This is a genomic window from Bacillus sp. FSL K6-1145 (genome assembly GCF_038003425.1).
Taxonomy (GTDB): Bacteria; Bacillota; Bacilli; order Bacillales; family Bacillaceae; genus Bacillus; species Bacillus pumilus.
Genome location: NZ_JBBOPC010000001.1, coordinates 2456654 through 2477093, shown reverse-complemented (window position 1 = coordinate 2477093; position 20440 = coordinate 2456654). Strand labels below are relative to the sequence as shown.

Below are 20440 nucleotides of genomic sequence, written 5' to 3'. Positions count from 1 at the left end.
CTACAGGCAAGTGAAGAAGAATAAGGGGTGAAAGAATGTTTAAATTCAACGAGGAAAAAGGTCAATTAAAATGCTCGTTTTGCGGAAAAACGCAAGATCAAGTGCGTAAACTGGTCGCAGGACCTGGCGTATATATATGTGATGAATGTATCGAGCTTTGCACGGAAATAGTTGAAGAAGAGCTCGGCACTGAGGAAGAAGTTGAATTCAAGGATGTTCCGAAGCCTCATGAAATTCGGGAGATTCTTGATGAATATGTCATCGGCCAAGAAAATGCGAAGAAATCCTTAGCTGTAGCGGTTTATAATCACTACAAACGGATCAATTCCAACAGCAAGATTGATGATGTTGAGCTTTCGAAAAGTAATATCTCTATGATTGGGCCAACAGGAAGCGGTAAAACATTACTTGCTCAAACGCTTGCTCGTATTTTAAATGTGCCATTTGCGATTGCAGATGCAACATCTTTAACTGAAGCAGGTTATGTTGGTGAAGACGTAGAGAATATTTTACTAAAGCTGATCCAAGCAGCCGATTATGATGTAGAAAAAGCAGAAAAAGGTATTATCTACATTGATGAAATCGATAAAGTAGCAAGAAAATCAGAAAACCCTTCTATCACTCGTGATGTATCTGGGGAAGGTGTTCAGCAAGCACTATTGAAAATTCTTGAAGGAACTGTCGCTAGTGTACCGCCTCAAGGTGGACGTAAGCATCCTCATCAAGAATTCATTCAAATCGATACAACAAATATCCTCTTTATTTGTGGTGGAGCCTTTGACGGCATTGAGCAAATCATCAAACGCCGCTTAGGTCAAAAAGTCATTGGATTCGGTGCGGAAAATAAAATCGAAGATCTTGAAAAAGAAGTTCTTTTATCAAAAGTACTCCCAGAAGACTTGCTTCGCTTCGGTTTAATCCCAGAATTCATCGGCCGCTTGCCGGTTATTGCAAGCCTAGAGCCGTTAGATGAAAAAGCACTTGTAGAGATCTTGACGAAGCCTAAAAATGCACTCGTTAAGCAGTATACAAAAATGCTTGAGCTTGATGATGTAGAGCTAGAATTTGAAGAAGATGCTCTTAGCGAAATTGCGAAAAAAGCAATTGAGCGTAAAACAGGAGCTCGTGGTCTACGTTCAATCATTGAAGGCATCATGCTTGATGTGATGTTTGACCTTCCATCACGTGATGATATTGAAAAATGTGTCATCACTGGTGCAACAGTTGCTGATGGCGTGTCGCCGCGTCTTGTGTTAAAGGACGGCACAGTCGTTAATAAAGATACGAAAACATCTGCATAAGAGTAGTCTCACTCCTGAATCCTTTTGATTCAGGAGTTTTTTATTTATCGTGGAAGTTGTGTTTATTCCGTCCAGCTCTAGGAAATACTAGCAGACAGAAACCAATACATACGATAGATGAAGGAGGGAGCACCGATTGAGCTGGACAGGAATCGTTTTATTCATACAACTGTTCTTTGGTATCGTCATCGGGCTGTACTTTTGGAACTTACTGCGAAATCAGCGCACACAAAAGGTGACGATAGACAAAGAGTCAAAGAAAGAAATGGAGGCACTCAGAAAGATGCGGTCAATCAAGCTGAGTGAACCTTTATCAGAGAGAGTCCGGCCAAAGGGGTTTCAGGATATTGTAGGGCAGGAAGACGGCATTCGTGCACTAAAAGCGGCACTATGCGGGCCGAACCCACAGCATGTCATCGTCTACGGACCACCGGGAGTCGGTAAAACAGCCGCTGCCCGTCTTGTGATGGAAGAAGCGAAGCGTCACGCTGATTCTCCTTTTAAAAAAGATGCGGTCTTTGTAGAGCTCGATGCCACAACCGCGAGATTCGATGAACGAGGCATTGCAGATCCGCTTATTGGTTCCGTGCATGACCCAATTTACCAAGGGGCTGGAGCAATGGGACAGGCAGGCATTCCGCAGCCAAAACAAGGAGCCGTCACACATGCTCATGGCGGGGTTCTGTTTATCGATGAAATTGGCGAACTGCATCCGATCCAAATGAACAAAATGCTCAAAGTGCTGGAAGATCGGAAAGTCTTTTTAGACAGTGCCTACTACAGTGAAGAAAATACCCAAATCCCGAATCACATTCATGATATTTTCCAAAATGGACTTCCGGCCGATTTTCGATTGATAGGTGCCACGACAAGAACACCTGACGAAATTCCACCAGCGATCCGGTCAAGATGTCTCGAAATTTTCTTTAAAGACCTTGACCAGCATGAACTGAAAATCGTCGCTGCCAAGGCTGTCCAAAAAATTCAAAAGGAATTAAGTGATGAAGGGCTGAACCTGTTAACCTCCTATGTGAAAAATGGACGTGAAGCCGTCAACATGGTGCAGATTGCCGCTGGCATGGCGGTCACGGAAAATCGAAAAGACATCACGATCGAAGATGTAGAATGGGTTATTCATTCGAGCCAGCTGACACCAAGATATGAACAAAAAGTACCGGAAAAGCCAAAAGTGGGGGTAGTCAATGGATTGGCTGTTTATGGACCAAACAGCGGTGCCTTGCTTGAGATTGAAGTGAACATCTGTAAGGCGCTTGAAAAAGGTAGTATCAACATTACAGGGATTGCAGAAGAAGAAAGCATTGGCAATCAATCGAAATCCATTAGACGAAAAAGTATGGCCAAAGGGTCAGTTGAAAATGTATTAACGGTACTTCGAAATTTAGGCATTCGGACAAATGAATATGACATCCATATTAATTTTCCAGGCGGTGCCCCTATTGATGGACCGTCTGCTGGAATTGCCATGGCGACCGCAATCTTCTCAGCCATACATCAAATTCCGATTGATCATTTGACAGCCATGACGGGTGAAATCGGATTGCAAGGTCAGGTGAAGCCGATCGGTGGTGTGATACCGAAGATAAAGGCAGCGAAGCAGGCTGGTGCCACAACCGTCATTATTCCTTATGACAACCAGCAGTCGATCTTAAAAGAGATTGAAGGGGTCACCATTGTGCCTGTGAAGCACTTCCAAGAAGTGCTGGATCAGTGTTTGGTTAACCCGCCAGACGAGAAGAAAGATGGACTAGAAGAAGAAATGAAAAGAAAATCTGTTTAATCCCCATCACATATGGGGATTTTTTAGTGAAATAGATCTTTTTTTCTTTTTCAAGATAAAAAGAAAGGGTATACTACGGTAAGATCAACATTTCTCAAGTCTTTTACATTGTACAAGACTGAAACAGGTATATTATAATGATTCATACTAGTGACGGAGGTGTCAATCAACATGGCAGATGAAATCAAAAAGAATGTTCCGCTCCTTCCATTGCGAGGTTTGCTTGTTTATCCAACAATGGTCTTGCATTTGGACGTTGGACGCGAAAAGTCTGTTCAAGCATTAGAACAGGCGATGATGAACGATCATATGATTTTTCTAGCTACACAGCGGGAAATTTCAATAGATGAACCAGGTGAAGAGGAAATTTTCAAAGTCGGCACCTACACAAAAATTAAACAAATGCTGAAGCTGCCAAATGGAACGATTCGTGTACTCGTTGAAGGCTTAAATCGAGCACAGATCGAATCATATGTCGAGCTGGAGGACTATACGTCCGTCGACATTAAAGAATTGACAGAAGAAGAATTAAAGGACGCAGAAGCAGAAGCCCTCATGCGTACATTGTTAGATCACTTTGATCAATACATAAAAATTTCAAAAAAAATCTCAGCTGAAACATATGCAACAGTGACGGACATTGAAGAACCGGGGAGAATGGCAGATATCGTTGCTTCTCACCTGCCGCTTAAATTAAAGGACAAACAAGAAGTACTGGAAACAGTAGATGTCAAAAAACGGCTGAACCGGGTCATCAGCTTAATTCACAATGAAAAAGAAGTGCTCGAGATTGAAAAGAAAATTGGGCAGCGCGTGAAACGTTCAATGGAACGAACGCAAAAAGAATATTATTTACGTGAACAAATGAAAGCCATTCAAAAAGAGCTTGGAGACAAAGAAGGGAAAACGGGCGAAGTCAGTTCTTTAATGTCTAAAATCGAAGAGTCGAGCATGCCGGATTCTGTTCGTGAAACGGCGCTAAAAGAATTGAATCGTTATGAAAAAATTCCTTCAAGCTCTGCTGAGAGCTCTGTGATTCGAAATTATATTGATTGGCTGATCGGCCTCCCGTGGGGCATCTATACAGAAGATCGCCTCGATTTAAAGCTTGCAAGTGAAATTTTAGATGATGAGCATCACGGGCTGGAAAAGGTCAAAGAACGAGTGCTTGAATATCTTGCTGTACAGAAGCTGACCAATTCATTAAAAGGACCGATTCTTTGCTTAGCAGGACCTCCTGGCGTAGGGAAAACGTCACTTGCCAAATCCATTGCCAAATCACTTGACCGAAAGTTTATCCGTATCTCCCTTGGCGGTGTGCGTGATGAGTCTGAGATTCGTGGACATAGAAGAACGTATGTAGGTGCGATGCCAGGCCGTATCATTCGCGGAATGAGCAAGGCAGGAACGATGAATCCGGTCTTCCTTTTAGATGAAATTGATAAAATGTCCTCTGATTTTAGAGGCGATCCATCTTCTGCGATGCTCGAAGTCTTAGATCCAGAGCAAAATCATAACTTCAGCGATCACTATATTGAAGAAACATTTGATTTGTCTCAGGTGCTATTTATTGCCACTGCCAACAATTTAGCAACCATTCCAGGTCCACTTCGTGATAGAATGGAGATTATCACGATTGCAGGGTATACAGAGGTTGAAAAAGCAGAAATTGTGAAAGATCACCTTCTGCCGAAGCAGCTAAAGGAGCACGGATTAAAGAAAGGGAACTTGCAGCTCCGTGAAGCAGCGATTTATGATACGATTCGCTATTACACAAGAGAAGCGGGTGTTCGTGGATTAGAGCGTCAGCTTGCGGCGATATGCCGTAAAGCAGCAAGAGCGATTGTGGCTGAAGACCGCAAACGCATCACAGTGACGGAAAAGAACTTATCTGAATTTCTCGGAAAAAGACTTTACCGTTATGGTCAGGCTGAAACGACAGACCAAGTGGGGGTTGTCACAGGACTTGCGTATACCACTGTTGGCGGAGACACCTTGTCGATTGAGGTATCACTTTCTCCGGGTAAAGGCAAGCTGTTGTTAACAGGTAAGCTTGGTGATGTCATGAGAGAATCTGCACAGGCGGCATTCAGTTATATTCGTTCGAAAGCAGATGAACTGAACATTGATCCTAATTTTAATGAAAAGCATGATATTCATATCCATGTTCCAGAGGGTGCGGTTCCAAAGGACGGGCCATCAGCTGGTATCACCATTGCGACGGCTCTTGTATCAGCCCTCACAGGACGACCTGTGTCAAAAGAGGTTGGTATGACAGGAGAGATCACGTTAAGAGGAAGAGTGCTTCCAATTGGCGGACTAAAAGAAAAAGCATTAGGCGCACATCGTGCAGGACTGAAAACCATTATTCTTCCAAAGGACAATGAGAAGGATATTGATGATATTCCTGAAAGTGTGAGAGAAGGACTAACCTTTATTCCGGTCTCGCATTTAGATGAAGTGCTTGAGAAAGCGTTGGTAGGAGAGGGAAGATGAAAGTAACAAAATCAGATATCGTCATTAGTGCGGTAAAACCAGAGCAGTACCCAAGCGGGGGACTGCCTGAAATCGCTCTTGCTGGACGATCAAATGTTGGGAAGTCCTCGTTCATCAACTCATTGATTAATCGTAAAAATTTAGCACGTACGTCTTCTAAACCAGGTAAGACTCAAACGCTTAATTTCTACATTATTAATGATATGCTCCATTTTGTGGACGTTCCAGGTTACGGCTTTGCTAAAGTATCAAAGACAGAGCGTGAAGCCTGGGGTAGAATGATCGAAACGTATATTACAATGCGTGAAGAATTAAAAGCAGTTGTCCAAATTGTGGACCTGCGTCATAAGCCATCAGTAGATGATGTGAACATGTATGAATTCCTGAAATATTACGGCGTTCCTGTGATCGTCATCGCAACAAAGGCGGACAAAATTCCAAAAGGCAAATGGGAAAAACATGCGAAAGTTGTTAAACAGACACTCGACATTGCCCCATCAGATGAACTAGTCCTATTCTCTTCTGAAACAAAAAAGGGAAAAGACGAAGCCTGGAATGCCATCCTTGCGAAGATTAATAACTAAAAAAAGGCATCTGTCATGAGCAGATGCCTTTTTATTGTATAAGTTATTTCCTTTTTAAAAATAATAAGAGGAGACTGACAGCAATCAGTACATAAGGCCAGTACAATTCAAAACCGGAAGTAGGGATCGAAAGGGAACTTAGCTGCTTTGTAATTTGCTGAAAGAAATAAAGGAACAGACCGAGTGCAATGAGAACAACACTTTCAATACGATATTCTTTTTTCTGAGATGATTTCACAAAAAGAGCAAGTCCAACGATGAATACGATCATCGTAAATGTGTCTGGCCAGTAGTCCAATTTTGGCTGAAGAATAAAGTGTAGCGAAAGGCCCGTCATCAGCATACCGATAAACACATGAGCGCTTTCTTGCTCCTTCTTTCCTTGATATAAGAAAGCAAGGCCAAAAAGCAGTACGAGTGTATACCATTTCTCTTGATCCTTCCAAATGTCAAATTGACCTCCTGAGAGAATGGCATATAGCGCTACAGCCAGCAAAGTGAGCGGTAGCAAAATGGATTTCTTCTTCAAAGATGTCACCTTCTTTTAAGCAGATCATTTGTCCGCACGCGCCAAATCTGGTAAATTGCTTGAAGTGATGATATGGCATAATGGGTGTCGAACATTTTTCTACTATATCACAACATTTTTGAAATCTGTTCACAATTTTCATCCAGTTAAAAATGAATATATGTTATAATCACTATAAATAATAAATTCTATATTGTAATTATTATAAATTAGACAGGGCGTTGGGGGTGCAAGCTGAAGTTATGCATATTCTTGTTGTGGGTTTAGATTATAAAACAGCCCCTGTTGAGATACGGGAACAGCTGAGCTTTGAACCGAGCGAGCTCGGAACAGCGATGTCCAAGCTTAAAGAAGAAAAAAGCATTCTAGAGAATATCGTCATCTCAACATGTAATCGAACAGAGATCTACGCAGTGGTAGATCAGCTTCATACTGGACGGTTTTATATAAAAAGATTTTTAGCTGATTGGTTCGGTTTAGAAAAGGAAGATGTCTCGCCGTATTTGAAGTTCTATGAAAATGATGGAGCGGTCGAGCATTTATTCCGTGTGGCCTGTGGACTTGATTCCATGGTGATTGGCGAAACACAAATACTTGGTCAAGTGCGCTCTAGCTTTAAAGTAGCTCAAGAGGAGAAGACCATTGGTACCGTTTTCAATTATTTATTCAAACAGGCGGTCACCGTTGCAAAACGGTCTCATGCGGAAACAGACATTGCGTCTAATGCCGTGTCTGTCAGCTATGCAGCTGTCGAGCTTGCGAAAAAAATCTTTGGACGTCTTTCTGATAAACATGTCCTGATTCTTGGTGCGGGTAAAATGGGCGAACTAGCGGCTCAAAACCTTCAAGGTCAAGGGATTGGTCAAGTAACGGTTATCAATCGAACGTATGAGAAAGCAAAAGAATTGGCGGGCCGTTTTTCAGGAGAGCCTAAAAGCTTAAACCAATTGGAAAAAACATTATCCGAAGCGGACATTTTAATTAGCTCCACTGGTGCGAAACAATTTGTCATTACAAAAGAAATGGTCGAAAGTGCGAATAAAAAGCGGAAAGGCAGACCTCTATTTATGGTGGATATTGCTGTGCCCCGTGATTTAGATCCAGCCATTTCTGAAGTAGAAGGTGCTTTTTTGTATGACATTGATGACCTTGAGGGCATCGTGGCAGCTAACTTAAAAGAACGCCGTGCGGTGGCTGAGCAGGTTGAGCTCCTCATTGAAGCAGAAATTGTGGAATTTAAGCAATGGCTGAATACGCTTGGTGTGGTTCCTGTCATTTCTGCACTTAGAGAAAAGGCGCTGACGATTCAAGCGGATACGATGCAGAGTATTGAGCGAAAGCTTCCGAATCTCACACACCGTGAAATGAAGCTATTAAATAAACATACGAAAAGCATTATCAATCAAATGCTGAAAGATCCTATCTTAAAGGCAAAAGAAATTGCCGCGGAGCCGAATGCAGAGGAAAAACTTTTACTCTTCAAAGAAATCTTTGATTTACAGGTTGAAGATGAAGAGCAAAAGGCGGAGCCGATGCAGGTGGAGCAAGGGTCATTTCAGCTGTTTAAACCAAATATGGCACAAGGCCTTGCTACAGTTGCCAGTGAGTGATTAAGCGATGATGGAATCCATTGTAGCGAGACTAGGCGAAGCGACGACCTTGATCTATGCACTAAGTGTCTTGTTCTATTTCATAGATTTTCTTCAACACAACCGGAAGGCTGGAAAAATGGCTTTCTGGTTGCTTTCTATTGTCTGGCTGCTGCAAACAGTCTACATGTTCTATATTATGATGGAAACAGACCGATTCCCTGTGTTGAATGTAGCAGAGGGGTTATATTTTTATACGTGGGTGCTTGTGACACTTTCACTTGTTCTCACAAAAGTACTGCGTGTTGAATTTATCGTCTTTTTTACAAATGTCATCGGTTTTTCCTTGATGGCGATTCACACCTTTACACCATCGGATCTCCACTCAGCAGAACTAACGGGGAAGCTGACGAGTGAATTGCTAGTGATCCATATTACGATGGCGATTCTATCATACGGTGCCTTTTCACTTTCATTTGCTTTCTCTCTTCTCTATCTCTTTCAATATCGTTTGCTGAAAAAGAAAAAATGGGGAAAATGGCTTCTAAGAATTGAAGATTTATCGAAGCTTGATCATATGGCATACGTATTAAACATTATTGGCGTGCCGATGCTCTTACTTAGTTTGATTCTTGGCATCATTTGGGCATATATTTCGTATGATACGTTGTACTGGACAGATACAAAGGTGCTTGGTTCGTTTATTATGCTGTTTTTATATGGTGTTTACTTATATATCAGATTGGTGAGAAATATGCAGGGCAAAGTCGTGGCACTGTGGAATGTCGGTTCATTCCTTGTGCTGATGATCAATTATTTTCTGCTTGGTAGCTTATCAACCTTTCATTGGTTTCAATAAATAATGATGAGTCTTAAGGGCATTGTCGGGAGGAAGACGAATTGCGTACAATTAAAGTAGGTTCTAGAAGAAGTAAGCTTGCAATTACACAAACAAAATGGGTCATTCAAAAGCTGTCTGAACTAAACCCTTCTTATTCTTTTGAAATAAAAGAGATTGTGACAAAGGGTGATCAAATTTTAGATGTGACCTTATCAAAGGTTGGCGGAAAAGGACTGTTTGTCAAAGAAATTGAACAGGCGATGCTAAATCACGACATCGATATGGCCGTTCACAGTATGAAGGATATGCCGGCTGCTCTTCCTGAAGGATTAGTCATTGGCTGTATTCCTGAGCGTGAAGATGTAAGGGACGCTCTTATATCGAAGGATCATCTGCGTCTTCACGAGCTGCCGAAGGGTGCTATTGTGGGAACGAGCAGCTTACGGCGCAGTGCCCAGCTTCTTCAGGAAAGACCAGATCTGAACATTAAATGGATTCGAGGAAACATTGATACACGATTGGAAAAGCTGAAAAATGAAGAATATGATGCCATTATTCTAGCGGCTGCCGGTCTGTCCAGAATGGGCTGGAGCAAAGAGGTCGTGTCTGAATTTTTATCTCCTGAGACTTGCCTGCCCGCAGTTGGCCAAGGCGCTTTGTCAATTGAGTGCCGCGGAGATGATGAAGAGCTATTGCAGCTCCTCGCTCAATTTACGAATGAATACACAAAGAAAACGGTTCTCGCTGAACGAGCCTTCCTCAAACAAATGGATGGCAGCTGTCAGGTACCGATCGCTGGCTATGCAACGATAAATGAGCGCGATGAAATTGAACTGACGGGTCTTGTGGCATCTGCTGACGGACACACGATTATTCGAGAAACTGTATCAGGCTCTGACCCTGAGGCAATTGGAACAGCATGTGCGAAGCAGATGGCTGATAAGGGAGCAAAGGATTTAATCGACAAGGTGAAAAAGGATCTGTCCTCCCAATGACCATAGGCCAATCGCTTCACGGACAGACGGTGCTTGTCACTCGAAATGAACGTCAAGCGGGTGTGTTTCAGCAGAAGATTGAAGAGCTGAACGGCCATGCTGTTTTAACCTCTCTTATTCGGTTTGAGCCTACGCTCACAAATGAAAAAGCGCAGGCCTTTTTAAAGGACTTAGAAAATAGCCAATGGCTTGTTTTCACGAGTGTAAATGGGGCGTCTTTTTTTCTGAGCTACATAGAAGACCATCATTTACATAAGAGTTTATCCCATTTGAAAGTGGCTGCGGTAGGTGAGAAAACCTCTGCCTATCTTGAGCAGCACGGCTTGAAGGTGGATGTCGTACCAGAACGATTCATAGCGGAAGAGCTCGCAGATGCGCTGCTTGACCATGTGCGTCCGGGAGAGCGTGTGTTTGTAGCAAAAGGACACCTGTCTCGAGATGTCGTGAAGAAAACGCTTGTTCCACTTGGCATAGAAGTAAAGGAATGGATTTTATATGAAACGGTCAAGGATGAGGAAGGAATTGCCGCTCTCAAAACGGCAATGACGAAGCAATCATTTGATTTTATTACATTTACGAGCTCATCCACTGTCCATTCATTTATGCATGCCATGGAGGCAGGTGCAGCGAAGCTAGCTGCTTCTGACACCTGTTTTGTGACGATCGGTCCTCTGACAAAAGAGGCGCTGCTTCAATACGGGATTTCTTCTGAAACCCCAGATACTTATACGATAGACGGAATGCTTGAATTGATGTGCCGTTTATCTGAAAGGAAGTTGAACCAATGATGAAATTTAACAGACACCGCAGACTGCGGACAAGTGCAGGAATGAGAGAATTAGTCAGAGAAACCTTTTTAAGACCATCTGATTTCATTTATCCGATCTTTTTTGTAGAGGGAGAAAATGTCCGAAAAGAAGTCCCTTCAATGCCGGGTGTTTATCACATTTCAGTGGACCTTGTAAAAGAAGAAGTCCAAGAGCTTGTCGACCTAGGCATCAAATCAATTATTGTATTTGGTGTTCCAGATCATAAAGACCATGTGGGCAGTGAAGCGTATCACGATCATGGCATTGTTCAAAGAGCAACGCTTGAGATCAAAAAGCATTTCCCAGAGCTTGTGGTCATTGCAGACACTTGCTTATGCCAATATACAGATCACGGACACTGCGGAATCGTTGAAGATGGAGAAATTTTAAATGATGAATCTCTTCAGCTATTAGCGAAAACTGCTGTTAGCCAAGCGCGCGCAGGTGCAGATATCATTGCTCCTTCTAATATGATGGATGGATTTGTTATTGCCATTCGTGAGGCGCTTGATGAAGCTGGCTTTATTCATGTACCTGTCATGTCATATGCTGTGAAATATGCAAGTGCGTTTTACGGTCCGTTTCGTGACGCGGCGCATAGCACACCGCAGTTTGGAGATCGTAAAACATACCAAATGGACCCTGCAAACCGTTTAGAGGCACTAAGAGAAGCGCAATCTGACGTAGAAGAGGGAGCTGACTTCCTCATTGTGAAACCATCTCTTTCTTATTTAGACATTATGCGTGATGTGAAAAATGAATTTACACTCCCTATTGTTGCTTACAATGTGAGCGGAGAATATGCAATGGTCAAAGCCGCTGCTCAAAATGGGTGGATTTCTGAAAAAGAGCTTGTTCTTGAAATGCTGACAAGCATGAAACGTGCAGGAGCAGAACTCATCATTACGTATCATGCAAAAGATGCAGCAAAATGGCTCTCAGAATAAAGAACGGATAGACAGGAGGACGTTGAAATGGGACGTAGCTATGAAAAATCAAAGCAAGCATTTGAAGAAGCGCAGCATTTAATGCCTGGTGGTGTCAACAGCCCTGTACGTGCATTTAAATCAGTGAACACAGATCCGATTTTTATGGAACGAGGCAAAGGCGCCAAAATCTATGATATTGATGGAAATGAATACATCGATTATGTCTTATCGTGGGGACCGCTTATTTTAGGTCATACGAATGACCGTGTGGTTGAAAGCATTCAGCGAGTGGCAGAAAAGGGGACAAGCTTTGGTGCTTCGACATTAGTTGAAAATGAATTAGCTAAGCTTGTATCAGAGCGGGTTCCTTCTATCGAAGTCATTCGTATGGTCAGCTCTGGTACAGAGGCAACCATGAGTGCACTTCGTCTGGCTCGAGGCTTTACAGGCAGAAATAAAATTGTGAAATTTGAAGGCTGCTATCATGGCCACGGTGATTCTTTGCTCATTAAAGCAGGTTCAGGTGTCGCAACGCTAGGGCTTCCAGATAGCCCAGGGGTACCTGAAGGAACTGCAAGCAACACGATCACAGTGCCCTACAATGATTTAGAAAGCATTCAAGTTGCCTTTCAGGAATTTGGAGACGATATTGCAGGTGTCATTGTCGAGCCGGTTGCAGGAAATATGGGGGTTGTCCCTCCGCAAGACGGTTTCTTACAAGGGCTGAGAGACATCACAGAGCAATACGGAGCTTTACTCATTTTTGATGAGGTCATGACCGGCTTCCGTGTGGATTATCACTGCGCGCAAGGCTACTTTGGCATCACACCTGATCTGACGTGTCTTGGTAAAGTGATCGGAGGCGGTCTTCCGGTCGGCGCTTATGGCGGAAGAGCGGATATTATGAGACAAATTGCGCCAAGCGGTCCAATTTATCAAGCAGGAACGTTATCTGGTAACCCACTTGCGATGACAGCAGGCTTAGAAACCTTAAAACAGCTGACACCTGAGTCTTATGAAGAGTTTAGACGAAAAGGAGACCGGCTGGAAGAAGGCATTTCAAATGCGGCGAAAGCACATGGAATTCCATTAACGTTTAACCGTGCGGGTTCGATGATTGGATTCTTCTTTACAAATGAAGAAGTGGTTAATTATGACAAAGCCAAAACAGCTGATCTCGCTTTATTTGCTGAATTTTACAAGGAAATGGCCGACCACGGCATCTTCCTTCCCCCTTCTCAATTCGAAGGACTATTCCTGTCAACAGCTCACACAGATGAAGACATCGAATATACGATTGAGACTGTGGAAAAAGTATTTCAAAAACTACGTCGATAAACGAAAGCCGATATGGAGACATATCGGCTTTTTTGTGTTGCTGAAAACCAATCATATTTTCACTGCCCCTCACATACATCTGTATTGACATCTAATTTTATTTTGAAGGATTAGATGAAAGGAGGACACCGACTTGTCTCAAAACAATCGATTACAGTTTTCAGTAGAAGAATCCATCTATTTCAAAAGCGGACAGGAAGTCAGTGAGCTGCTGTCTATTTCTCTCGATCCTGACATTCTCGTTCAAGAAGTGAATGATTATGTTTCGATTAGAGGTTCACTCGAGCTAACAGGAGAATACAACATAAATCAAGAGGAGCTATTGGGTGAATTGAGTTCCTATGCATCATACAGAGAAGCTGATGAGGTGAAGGTCAGAGAAGACGGGACGGCGGAGCTTCTGCATCAATTCCCAGTCGATATCACGATTCCTAAAAACAAAATCAGTCATTTAAATGATGTGTTTGTGTTTATTGATGCGTTTGATTACCAGCTGACAGAAAATCGTTTGCTCACCATTCAAGCTGATCTGGCGATTGAGGGTCTATTAGACGAGGAAATGCCCCAAGCGCCTGTAGAGGAGCCGTATGAATTTGTTCATCGTTCTGAAGAAGAATATGGCGACGTGACCTACGATTATCAGCTGCAGCCAGAAAATGAAGAGCAAGAAGAGCTACAAGACTATGAACGTGAGATTGATGAGGATCAGGCTGTATTACAGCATGACACGCGCGCCGAAGAAGAAAAGCAGGAAGAAGAAATTGAGATAGAGCTGGTGAGTAGGGAAGAAGAAACCGAAGAACTGGAAGAATCGGAGAGCCAAGAAGAAGTGGCGCTTGGTTATCGCTCCTTACCAGAAGCTCAGGTGCAAGAACCACCATTTTTTGAACCGCCTAAGCTCTTAGAAGAAGAGAAACGGGAGGATACATTCTTTGAGGTGGAAGTGAGAAAAGATCCCGAAGCAGCTGAAGAGCTGGAAGAAACGGTTCAGCCGTATCCAGTATTTGAATCACCGGCTTATCACGTGGAAGAGGAGCAAGAGGCGCAGGATGACACGTACCAGCTCGGACGGTTATATGAACGAGAAGCGCCAAAAGTATATGAGTCAGCTCAAGAAGAAGAGGAGTTTGAAGAAGATGTGAGAGAAACGTCTGGCAGTGAAAACTCTCTTTATTTAACAAAGCTGTTTGCTAAGCAGGAGGAGGAAGATTTTTCTCGCATGAAAATATGTATAGTTCAGCAAGAAGATACGGTCGATCGTATTTGTGAGCGATATCAGTTGAATGTGCAGCAGCTTCTTCGCACAAACTCATTATCGGTGGATGCGGAGCTTGAAGAAGGGCAGATTCTTTATATTCCTGAATATCAAAAAAGCAATGCCTAACAAGAGATGACCGATCGAGAAAATGTGGTGAGTGAACGTGGATGAGATCCAATCTGTCCTATACGAATACGGGCTTGAGGCGGAATACGTTGAACCTGTCAGTCCTGCTGTCGTCAAAGTATATACAAAGCAGGGCGTATTTGCCTTAAAGCGAGTAAAAGCCAACAGGCATATGCAGTTTACAGAGCAAATGCTTGAACTAGAATCAAAGGGCTATCGCTCTTTTGTGCCGATTTATCGGACGAAGAGCGGTTCTTTTTTCTCAAGTCATCGTGAAAGCCAGTACGCATACTATCTCATGCCTTGGCTGACGAATGAAAAGAGAGAAGAGCAGGACGATAAACATGAATATTTATTTCAAGAGATTGCAAGACTTCATAAGCGGACTGAAGTGATGATGGATATCACAGAGCAAGAGATCGAAGCGCACTACACACAAATCAAGACCAAATGGGAAACAGAGAAAGACATGTATGAACGATTCATAGAGCGGGCAGAGCAAACTTGGTATATGTCGCCATTTGAACTGGCTGCTGCGATGTATTTTTCAGAGGCGATGTCTGCCAGCGAATTTGCCCTCGAACGACTAGAAGACTGGCATGAAGAAATGAAAGATAAAGAAACAACACGTGTTGTGTTAAATCATGGGCAGCTGTCGATTCATCACTTTTTGTATAATGATGTGGGTACAGGACATTTCACCAATTTTGAGCGGTCAAAAAAAGCCGCCCCCATTTATGACCTTCTGACCTTTTACTATCGGACATTCAAAACCTATCCCACGTCTTGTCCTGAATGCACTTCCTTGTTTTATACGTACCAAAAAGGAAATCCTCTTCGGGAGGAAGAGCTTCATTTGTTTCTTAGTTACCTTGCTTATCCGCAAGGTCTGTTTGATACAGTTAAAACCTATGAAGCAGGCGGGCAGGATGAGATGGAAAGCTGTCAACAGCTGTTAAGAGCGTATTGGCAGATGAAAAATTCAGAGCCGACCGTCATGAAGATTCACGAGATTGAGCAGGCTAGACGGCTTGAAGAAGAACAAAGTGCCTCGTCATCAGCGGAATGACGAGGTTATTTTGTGTGTACATAAGCGCGAGTGTTTAAAACCAATCAAGGTGAAAGGCGCAGGCGAGAAAAATGAGAATACCTAGGATGAGGACGTCAAATGTTGTGGGGAAAATGATCGTACGAAACCCTTGAAATATCGCAATCGGGAGAACGACTTGGGAGGCCACTGCCCGAATTTGTCTCAGCCAGGGGGGAAGTGTGTAAGGATTGATCTTTTTCAAAGCAAACGCCCTCCTTCTTCATTTTGTTATTATCATATGAGCAAAGAGGCAAAGGGTGCTTGCCCAATTTGTATAAAGAAGAAGAAAAGCGGAAAAGATGATTGACGAAAACAAAAGGCATTTAGTAATATAAATAAAAGATGAGTATGTGCTGATGAACGTGATATATCGTAAGCGTGGATCAGGAAGAGTACAAGCAAGACCCTAAAGAGAGGGAGACCATGAGCTGAAAGGTTTCCTAGGATGCACTTGTTTGGAAGGTCGCCTGTGAGCTTAATTTCTTGAATGAACAAGTAGAGAAATTCGGGAGAACCCCGTTATCCTTTAGAGTGTATGGGACACGTCTATGTGTTCCATGAAAAAAGGTGGTACCGCGAAAAAGCTTTTTCGTCCTTTTATAAGGATGAAAAGGCTTTTTTTATGTTTCATCAGCCGAAAAAATGTGGAGGTTACATAAATGGAAACAAATAATCAAGAAATGCCAACAAAGTACGACCCAAATGCGATAGAAAAAGACCGCTATACGTACTGGCTTGAAGGGAAATTCTTCGAAGCACAAAATGACAAAACGAAAGATCCATATACAGTCGTCATTCCTCCACCAAACGTGACAGGAAAACTGCACCTTGGGCATGCATGGGATTCGACCCTTCAAGACATCGTGACACGTATGAAACGGATGCAGGGCTATGACGTTCTATGGCTTCCAGGAATGGATCATGCCGGTATTGCGACCCAAGCAAAGGTTGAGGCAAAGCTTCGCGAAGAAGGCGTAAGCCGTTATGACCTTGGCCGGGAGAAATTTGTGGAAGAAACGTGGAAATGGAAAGAAGAATATGCGGACTTTATTCGCAGTCAGTGGGCGAAAATGGGACTTGGTCTTGATTACTCACGTGAACGTTTTACATTAGATGAAGGTCTGAATAAAGCGGTACGCCAAGTGTTTGTTCAATTGTATGAAAAAGGGCTGATCTATCGCGGAGAGTACATCATTAACTGGGATCCAGCGACGAAAACGGCACTTTCTGATATTGAAGTCATTTATAAAGATGTTCAAGGCGCGTTTTATCACTTAAGATACCCACTTTCAGATGGCACGGGTTCAATTGAAATTGCGACGACAAGACCTGAAACAATGCTCGGAGATACGGCCGTTGCCGTGCATCCTGATGACGAACGTTATCAGCATTTGATTGGAAAAACAGTGGTCTTGCCAATTACAGGACGCGAGATTCCAATCGTTGCTGATGATTATGTCGATATGGAGTTTGGTTCAGGAGCTGTGAAAATTACACCTGCTCATGACCCGAATGACTTTGAACTTGGAAACCGCCATAACTTAGAGCGTATCCTTGTCATGAATGAAGATGGCACAATGAATGCAAATGCACTGCAATACAAAGGAATGGACCGCTTTGAATGCCGTAAACAGCTTGTAAAAGACTTGCAAGAAGAGGGTATTTTGTTCAAAATTGAGGACCATATGCATTCAGTTGGTCATAGTGAGAGAAGCGGAGCTGTCGTTGAACCTTATTTATCTACTCAATGGTTTGTAAAAATGCAGCCGTTGGCAGACGAAGCCATTAACCTTCAAAATGGGGACGACCAAGTTCAATTTGTTCCAGACCGCTTTGAAAAGACGTATTTACACTGGATGGAAAATATCCGTGACTGGTGTATTTCTCGTCAGCTATGGTGGGGACACCGCATTCCAGCTTGGTATCATAAAGAAACGAAAGAAGTATATGTTGGACTGGAAGCACCAGAAGATATAGAAAACTGGGAACAGGATAACGATGTGCTTGATACATGGTTTAGTTCAGCGCTTTGGCCTTTCTCGACAATGGGCTGGCCGGATGCAGATAGTGAAGACTTCAAGCGCTACTATCCAACAAACCTGCTTGTTACAGGCTATGACATCATTTTCTTCTGGGTCTCTCGCATGATCTTCCAAGGTCTTGAATTCACAGGAGAAAAACCGTTTAAAGACGTTCTGATTCATGGGCTGATCCGTGACGAGCAAGGACGTAAAATGAGTAAGTCGCTAGGTAACGGAATTGATCCAATGGAGGTCATCGACAAGTACGGTGCAGATTCATTAAGATATTTCTTAGCAACTGGAAGCTCACCAGGTCAGGATCTTCGCTTTAGCTTTGAAAAGGTTGAATCCACTTGGAACTTTGCGAACAAAATTTGGAACGCATCACGTTTTGCTTTAATGAACATGGATGGCTTAACGTATGATGAGCTTGATTTAACAGGAGAAAAATCAGTTGCTGACCAATGGATTTTAACCCGCTTAAATGAAACGATTGAAAGTGTCACACAGCTAGCTGACAAGTATGAATTCGGTGAAGTGGGCAGACATTTATACAACTTCATTTGGGATGATTTCTGTGATTGGTATATTGAGATGGCGAAGCTTCCGCTTTATGGAGAAGATGAAGCAGCGAAGAAAACGACTCGTTCGATCCTTGCGTACGTATTAGATCAGACGATGAGACTTCTTCATCCGTTCATGCCATTCTTAACAGAAGAAATCTGGCAGCATCTTCCGCACGAAGGTGAATCGATTACTGTAGCGGCTTGGCCTGAGGTGAAGCCGGAGCTTTCAAACGAACAAGCGTCTGCTGATATGAAGCTGCTCGTGGAACTCATCCGTTCTGTTCGTAACATCCGCAGTGAAGTGAATACGCCAATGAGCAAACAGGTGGAGCTTTACATTAAAGCTTCTACATCTGATGTGCAGGAACGCTTAGAGAAAAACCGTTCATATATCGAGCGTTTTACGAACCCAAGTGTACTTGAAATTGGCACAGATGTCCCAGCTAGTGATAAAGCGATGACGGCTGTTATTTCTGGAGCAGAGCTCATTCTGCCGCTTGAAGGCTTAATCAACTTAGATGAGGAAATCGCTCGTCTGCAAAAAGAGCTTGATAAGTTGACAAAAGAAGTAGAGCGCGTCCAGAAAAAGCTTGGCAACGAAGGCTTTATGAAAAAAGCGCCTGAAAGTGTCGTAGAAGAAGAGCGTGCGAAAGAACGTGACTATGTCGCAAAACGCGAAGCTGTTCAAAAGCGTATTGAAGAGCTGAAAGCATAAGGTTGAAAAGACGGCTCCTAACAAAATGGAGTCGTCTTTTTTGAAAATTTCGGATGAAATGAGAGATGACATTGTTTACAACCTATCATGAAGCCATTGAGTGGATTCACAGTAGACTGGCCTTTGGTGTAAAACCGGGTCTTGAAAGAATGAAGTGGCTGATGAACAAACTAAGCCATCCGGAACAACGCATAAAAGCGGTACATGTTGCAGGTACAAATGGAAAAGGTTCAACGATTGCGTTTACTCGTTCCGTTTTACAGGCAGCAGGCTATTCAGTTGGCACCTTCACCTCCCCGTTTATTTTAACGTTCAATGAACGAATCAGCGTGAACGGAGCACCTATACAGGATGAAGAATGGCTGAGTTTGGTGAATAAAATCAAGCCTTTTGTTGATGAGTTAGATCAAACAGAGCTTGGCGAAGCAACAGAGTTTGAAATCATTACCGCATGTGCATTTGCTTATTTTGCAGATGTGCAGCAAGTAGACTTTGTCCTATTAGAGACAGGGCTTGGCGGAAGACTTGATTCAACAAATGTTGCCGTACCTATCTTAACAGCGATTACATCGATTGGTCATGATCATATGGCGATTCTAGGTGATACACTTGAACAAATTGCATCTGAAAAAGCGGGCATTATCAAAGAGGGTATTCCGATGATCACCGCAGTTCATCAACCGAAAGCACTTGCGGTCATTCAAAATATCGCAAAAGAAAAGAAGGTGGAATGCATTTCATTACAGGATACTTGTACCTTCAGTCATCAGCAGCCAACAGAAACAGGAGAACGATTTACGTTAAGCACATCAAAAAGGCAGTATCCGCAGCTTGAAACAGGGTTAATCGGAACGCATCAACAGCAAAATGCTTCCCTTGCTGTTCTACTCATTGAATGGCTGGAGCAAGAAGGCTATATTAGCGTGACAGAAGAGCAGGTATATGAAGGTATTCGGCATGCAGTTTGGGCTGGAAGATTTGAAAAAGTCAAAGACCATCCACCAGTTTATTTAGACGGCGCTCATAATGAAGAAGGAATCGACCGTTTAATTGAAACGGTACAAGCTCATTTTTCTAGTAAACAAGTGCATGTTTGTTTTAGTGCTTTAAAAGATAAGCCGTACAAGCAAATGATTCAAAAACTTGAAGCCATTAGTTCCTCTATCCATTTTGTTTCATTTGATTTTCCAAGAGCTGAATCAGCGGAAAAGCTTTATGCATGCAGTCAGTTAGAGGCAAAATCGTATGACGATGACCCTCGAACAGTGCTTGAGTTCATTCAGAAAAAAAGTGATGATCCTTCAGCGGTGATCCTTGTGACAGGCTCTCTTTATTTTATTTCAGATATACGAAATCGTATTTTAAGGTAGTCAAAAGACGCAATTGCTTTTAGGCAATGTGCGTCTTTTTTCTTTTGAAATGTAAAAGATTGAGTTTACTAGGCACTCAAGGTAA

Annotated in this window: 16 protein-coding genes and 1 other annotated feature; of the genes, 14 read left to right on the top strand and 2 right to left on the bottom strand. The window is 42.8% G+C overall.

Annotated elements, in window-relative coordinates; genetic code table 11:
• Nucleotides 1-35: 35 nt before the first annotated feature.
• The 4 genes from clpX (at nucleotide 36) to yihA (ending at nucleotide 6179) form a co-directional block, all read left to right on the top strand.
• On the top strand, nucleotides 36-1301 hold the full coding sequence (gene clpX / locus MHH41_RS12530) for an ATP-dependent protease ATP-binding subunit ClpX (protein ID WP_003216176.1): 1266 nt from the start codon (nucleotides 36-38) through the stop codon (nucleotides 1299-1301).
• Between the two features lie 136 nt (nucleotides 1302-1437).
• A complete protein-coding gene (gene lonB, locus MHH41_RS12525; RefSeq protein ID WP_003216675.1) occupies nucleotides 1438-3099 on the top strand; it encodes an ATP-dependent protease LonB in 1662 nt (553 codons plus the stop codon).
• A gap of 171 nt (nucleotides 3100-3270) precedes the next feature.
• Nucleotides 3271-5595, top strand: a complete 2325-nt coding sequence (lon, locus tag MHH41_RS12520; RefSeq protein ID WP_003216539.1) for an endopeptidase La — start codon at nucleotides 3271-3273, stop codon at nucleotides 5593-5595.
• Nucleotides 5592-6179 carry a ribosome biogenesis GTP-binding protein YihA/YsxC gene (gene yihA / locus MHH41_RS12515; RefSeq protein WP_003216344.1) on the top strand — a complete coding sequence of 196 codons (588 nt, stop codon included), beginning with the start codon at nucleotides 5592-5594 and terminating at the stop codon, nucleotides 6177-6179. Before lon ends, yihA begins: the two co-directional genes overlap by 4 nt.
• Before the next feature lie 43 nt (nucleotides 6180-6222).
• Here the strand turns inward: yihA and MHH41_RS12510 are convergent, their stop codons facing one another.
• On the bottom strand, nucleotides 6223-6708 hold the full coding sequence (locus MHH41_RS12510; protein ID WP_044139987.1) for a hypothetical protein: 486 nt from the start codon (nucleotides 6706-6708) through the stop codon (nucleotides 6223-6225).
• Between the two features lie 242 nt (nucleotides 6709-6950).
• On the opposite strand from MHH41_RS12510, the gene hemA reads away from it, so the two are divergent.
• From hemA to ysxE, 8 genes are all read left to right on the top strand, one after another.
• Entirely contained in the window at nucleotides 6951-8318 is a 1368-nt protein-coding gene (gene hemA / locus MHH41_RS12505) for a glutamyl-tRNA reductase (RefSeq protein WP_106029071.1), read from the top strand.
• A gap of 7 nt (nucleotides 8319-8325) precedes the next feature.
• Complete coding sequence (locus MHH41_RS12500; protein WP_050943641.1) at nucleotides 8326-9156, top strand: cytochrome c biogenesis protein; 831 nt, start codon at nucleotides 8326-8328, stop codon at nucleotides 9154-9156.
• Between the two features lie 41 nt (nucleotides 9157-9197).
• Complete coding sequence (gene hemC / locus MHH41_RS12495) at nucleotides 9198-10133, top strand: hydroxymethylbilane synthase (protein ID WP_003216588.1); 936 nt, start codon at nucleotides 9198-9200, stop codon at nucleotides 10131-10133.
• On the top strand, nucleotides 10130-10921 hold the full coding sequence (locus MHH41_RS12490; RefSeq protein WP_137054897.1) for a uroporphyrinogen-III synthase: 792 nt from the start codon (nucleotides 10130-10132) through the stop codon (nucleotides 10919-10921). Before hemC ends, MHH41_RS12490 begins: the two co-directional genes overlap by 4 nt.
• The gene (gene hemB, locus MHH41_RS12485; protein WP_050943644.1) at nucleotides 10918-11889 is read left to right on the top strand and encodes a porphobilinogen synthase; all 972 of its coding nucleotides are present in this window, start codon (nucleotides 10918-10920) and stop codon (nucleotides 11887-11889) included. Before MHH41_RS12490 ends, hemB begins: the two co-directional genes overlap by 4 nt.
• Before the next feature lie 27 nt (nucleotides 11890-11916).
• Entirely contained in the window at nucleotides 11917-13209 is a 1293-nt protein-coding gene (gene hemL, locus MHH41_RS12480; RefSeq protein ID WP_003216796.1) for a glutamate-1-semialdehyde 2,1-aminomutase, read from the top strand.
• A 133-nt stretch (nucleotides 13210-13342) separates the two neighbouring features.
• Entirely contained in the window at nucleotides 13343-14593 is a 1251-nt protein-coding gene (locus MHH41_RS12475; protein WP_340866405.1) for a LysM peptidoglycan-binding domain-containing protein, read from the top strand.
• Nucleotides 14594-14630: 37 nt separating this feature from the next.
• Complete coding sequence (ysxE, locus tag MHH41_RS12470; RefSeq protein WP_050943646.1) at nucleotides 14631-15662, top strand: spore coat protein YsxE; 1032 nt, start codon at nucleotides 14631-14633, stop codon at nucleotides 15660-15662.
• A gap of 34 nt (nucleotides 15663-15696) precedes the next feature.
• Here ysxE and MHH41_RS12465 read toward each other — a convergent pair whose 3' ends face one another.
• A complete protein-coding gene (locus tag MHH41_RS12465; RefSeq protein ID WP_003216497.1) occupies nucleotides 15697-15885 on the bottom strand; it encodes a hypothetical protein in 189 nt (62 codons plus the stop codon).
• A gap of 168 nt (nucleotides 15886-16053) precedes the next feature.
• Nucleotides 16054-16283 (top strand) — a binding site (T-box leader).
• Between the two features lie 59 nt (nucleotides 16284-16342).
• Here MHH41_RS12465 and MHH41_RS12460 point away from each other — a divergent pair.
• Nucleotides 16343-18985 (top strand): valine--tRNA ligase, encoded by a 2643-nt coding sequence (locus MHH41_RS12460; RefSeq protein ID WP_321999437.1) that lies wholly within the window; start codon nucleotides 16343-16345, stop codon nucleotides 18983-18985.
• 71 nt (nucleotides 18986-19056) lie between these two features.
• Complete coding sequence (locus MHH41_RS12455) at nucleotides 19057-20355, top strand: bifunctional folylpolyglutamate synthase/dihydrofolate synthase (RefSeq protein ID WP_340866679.1); 1299 nt, start codon at nucleotides 19057-19059, stop codon at nucleotides 20353-20355.
• Nucleotides 20356-20440: the final 85 nt, after the last annotated feature.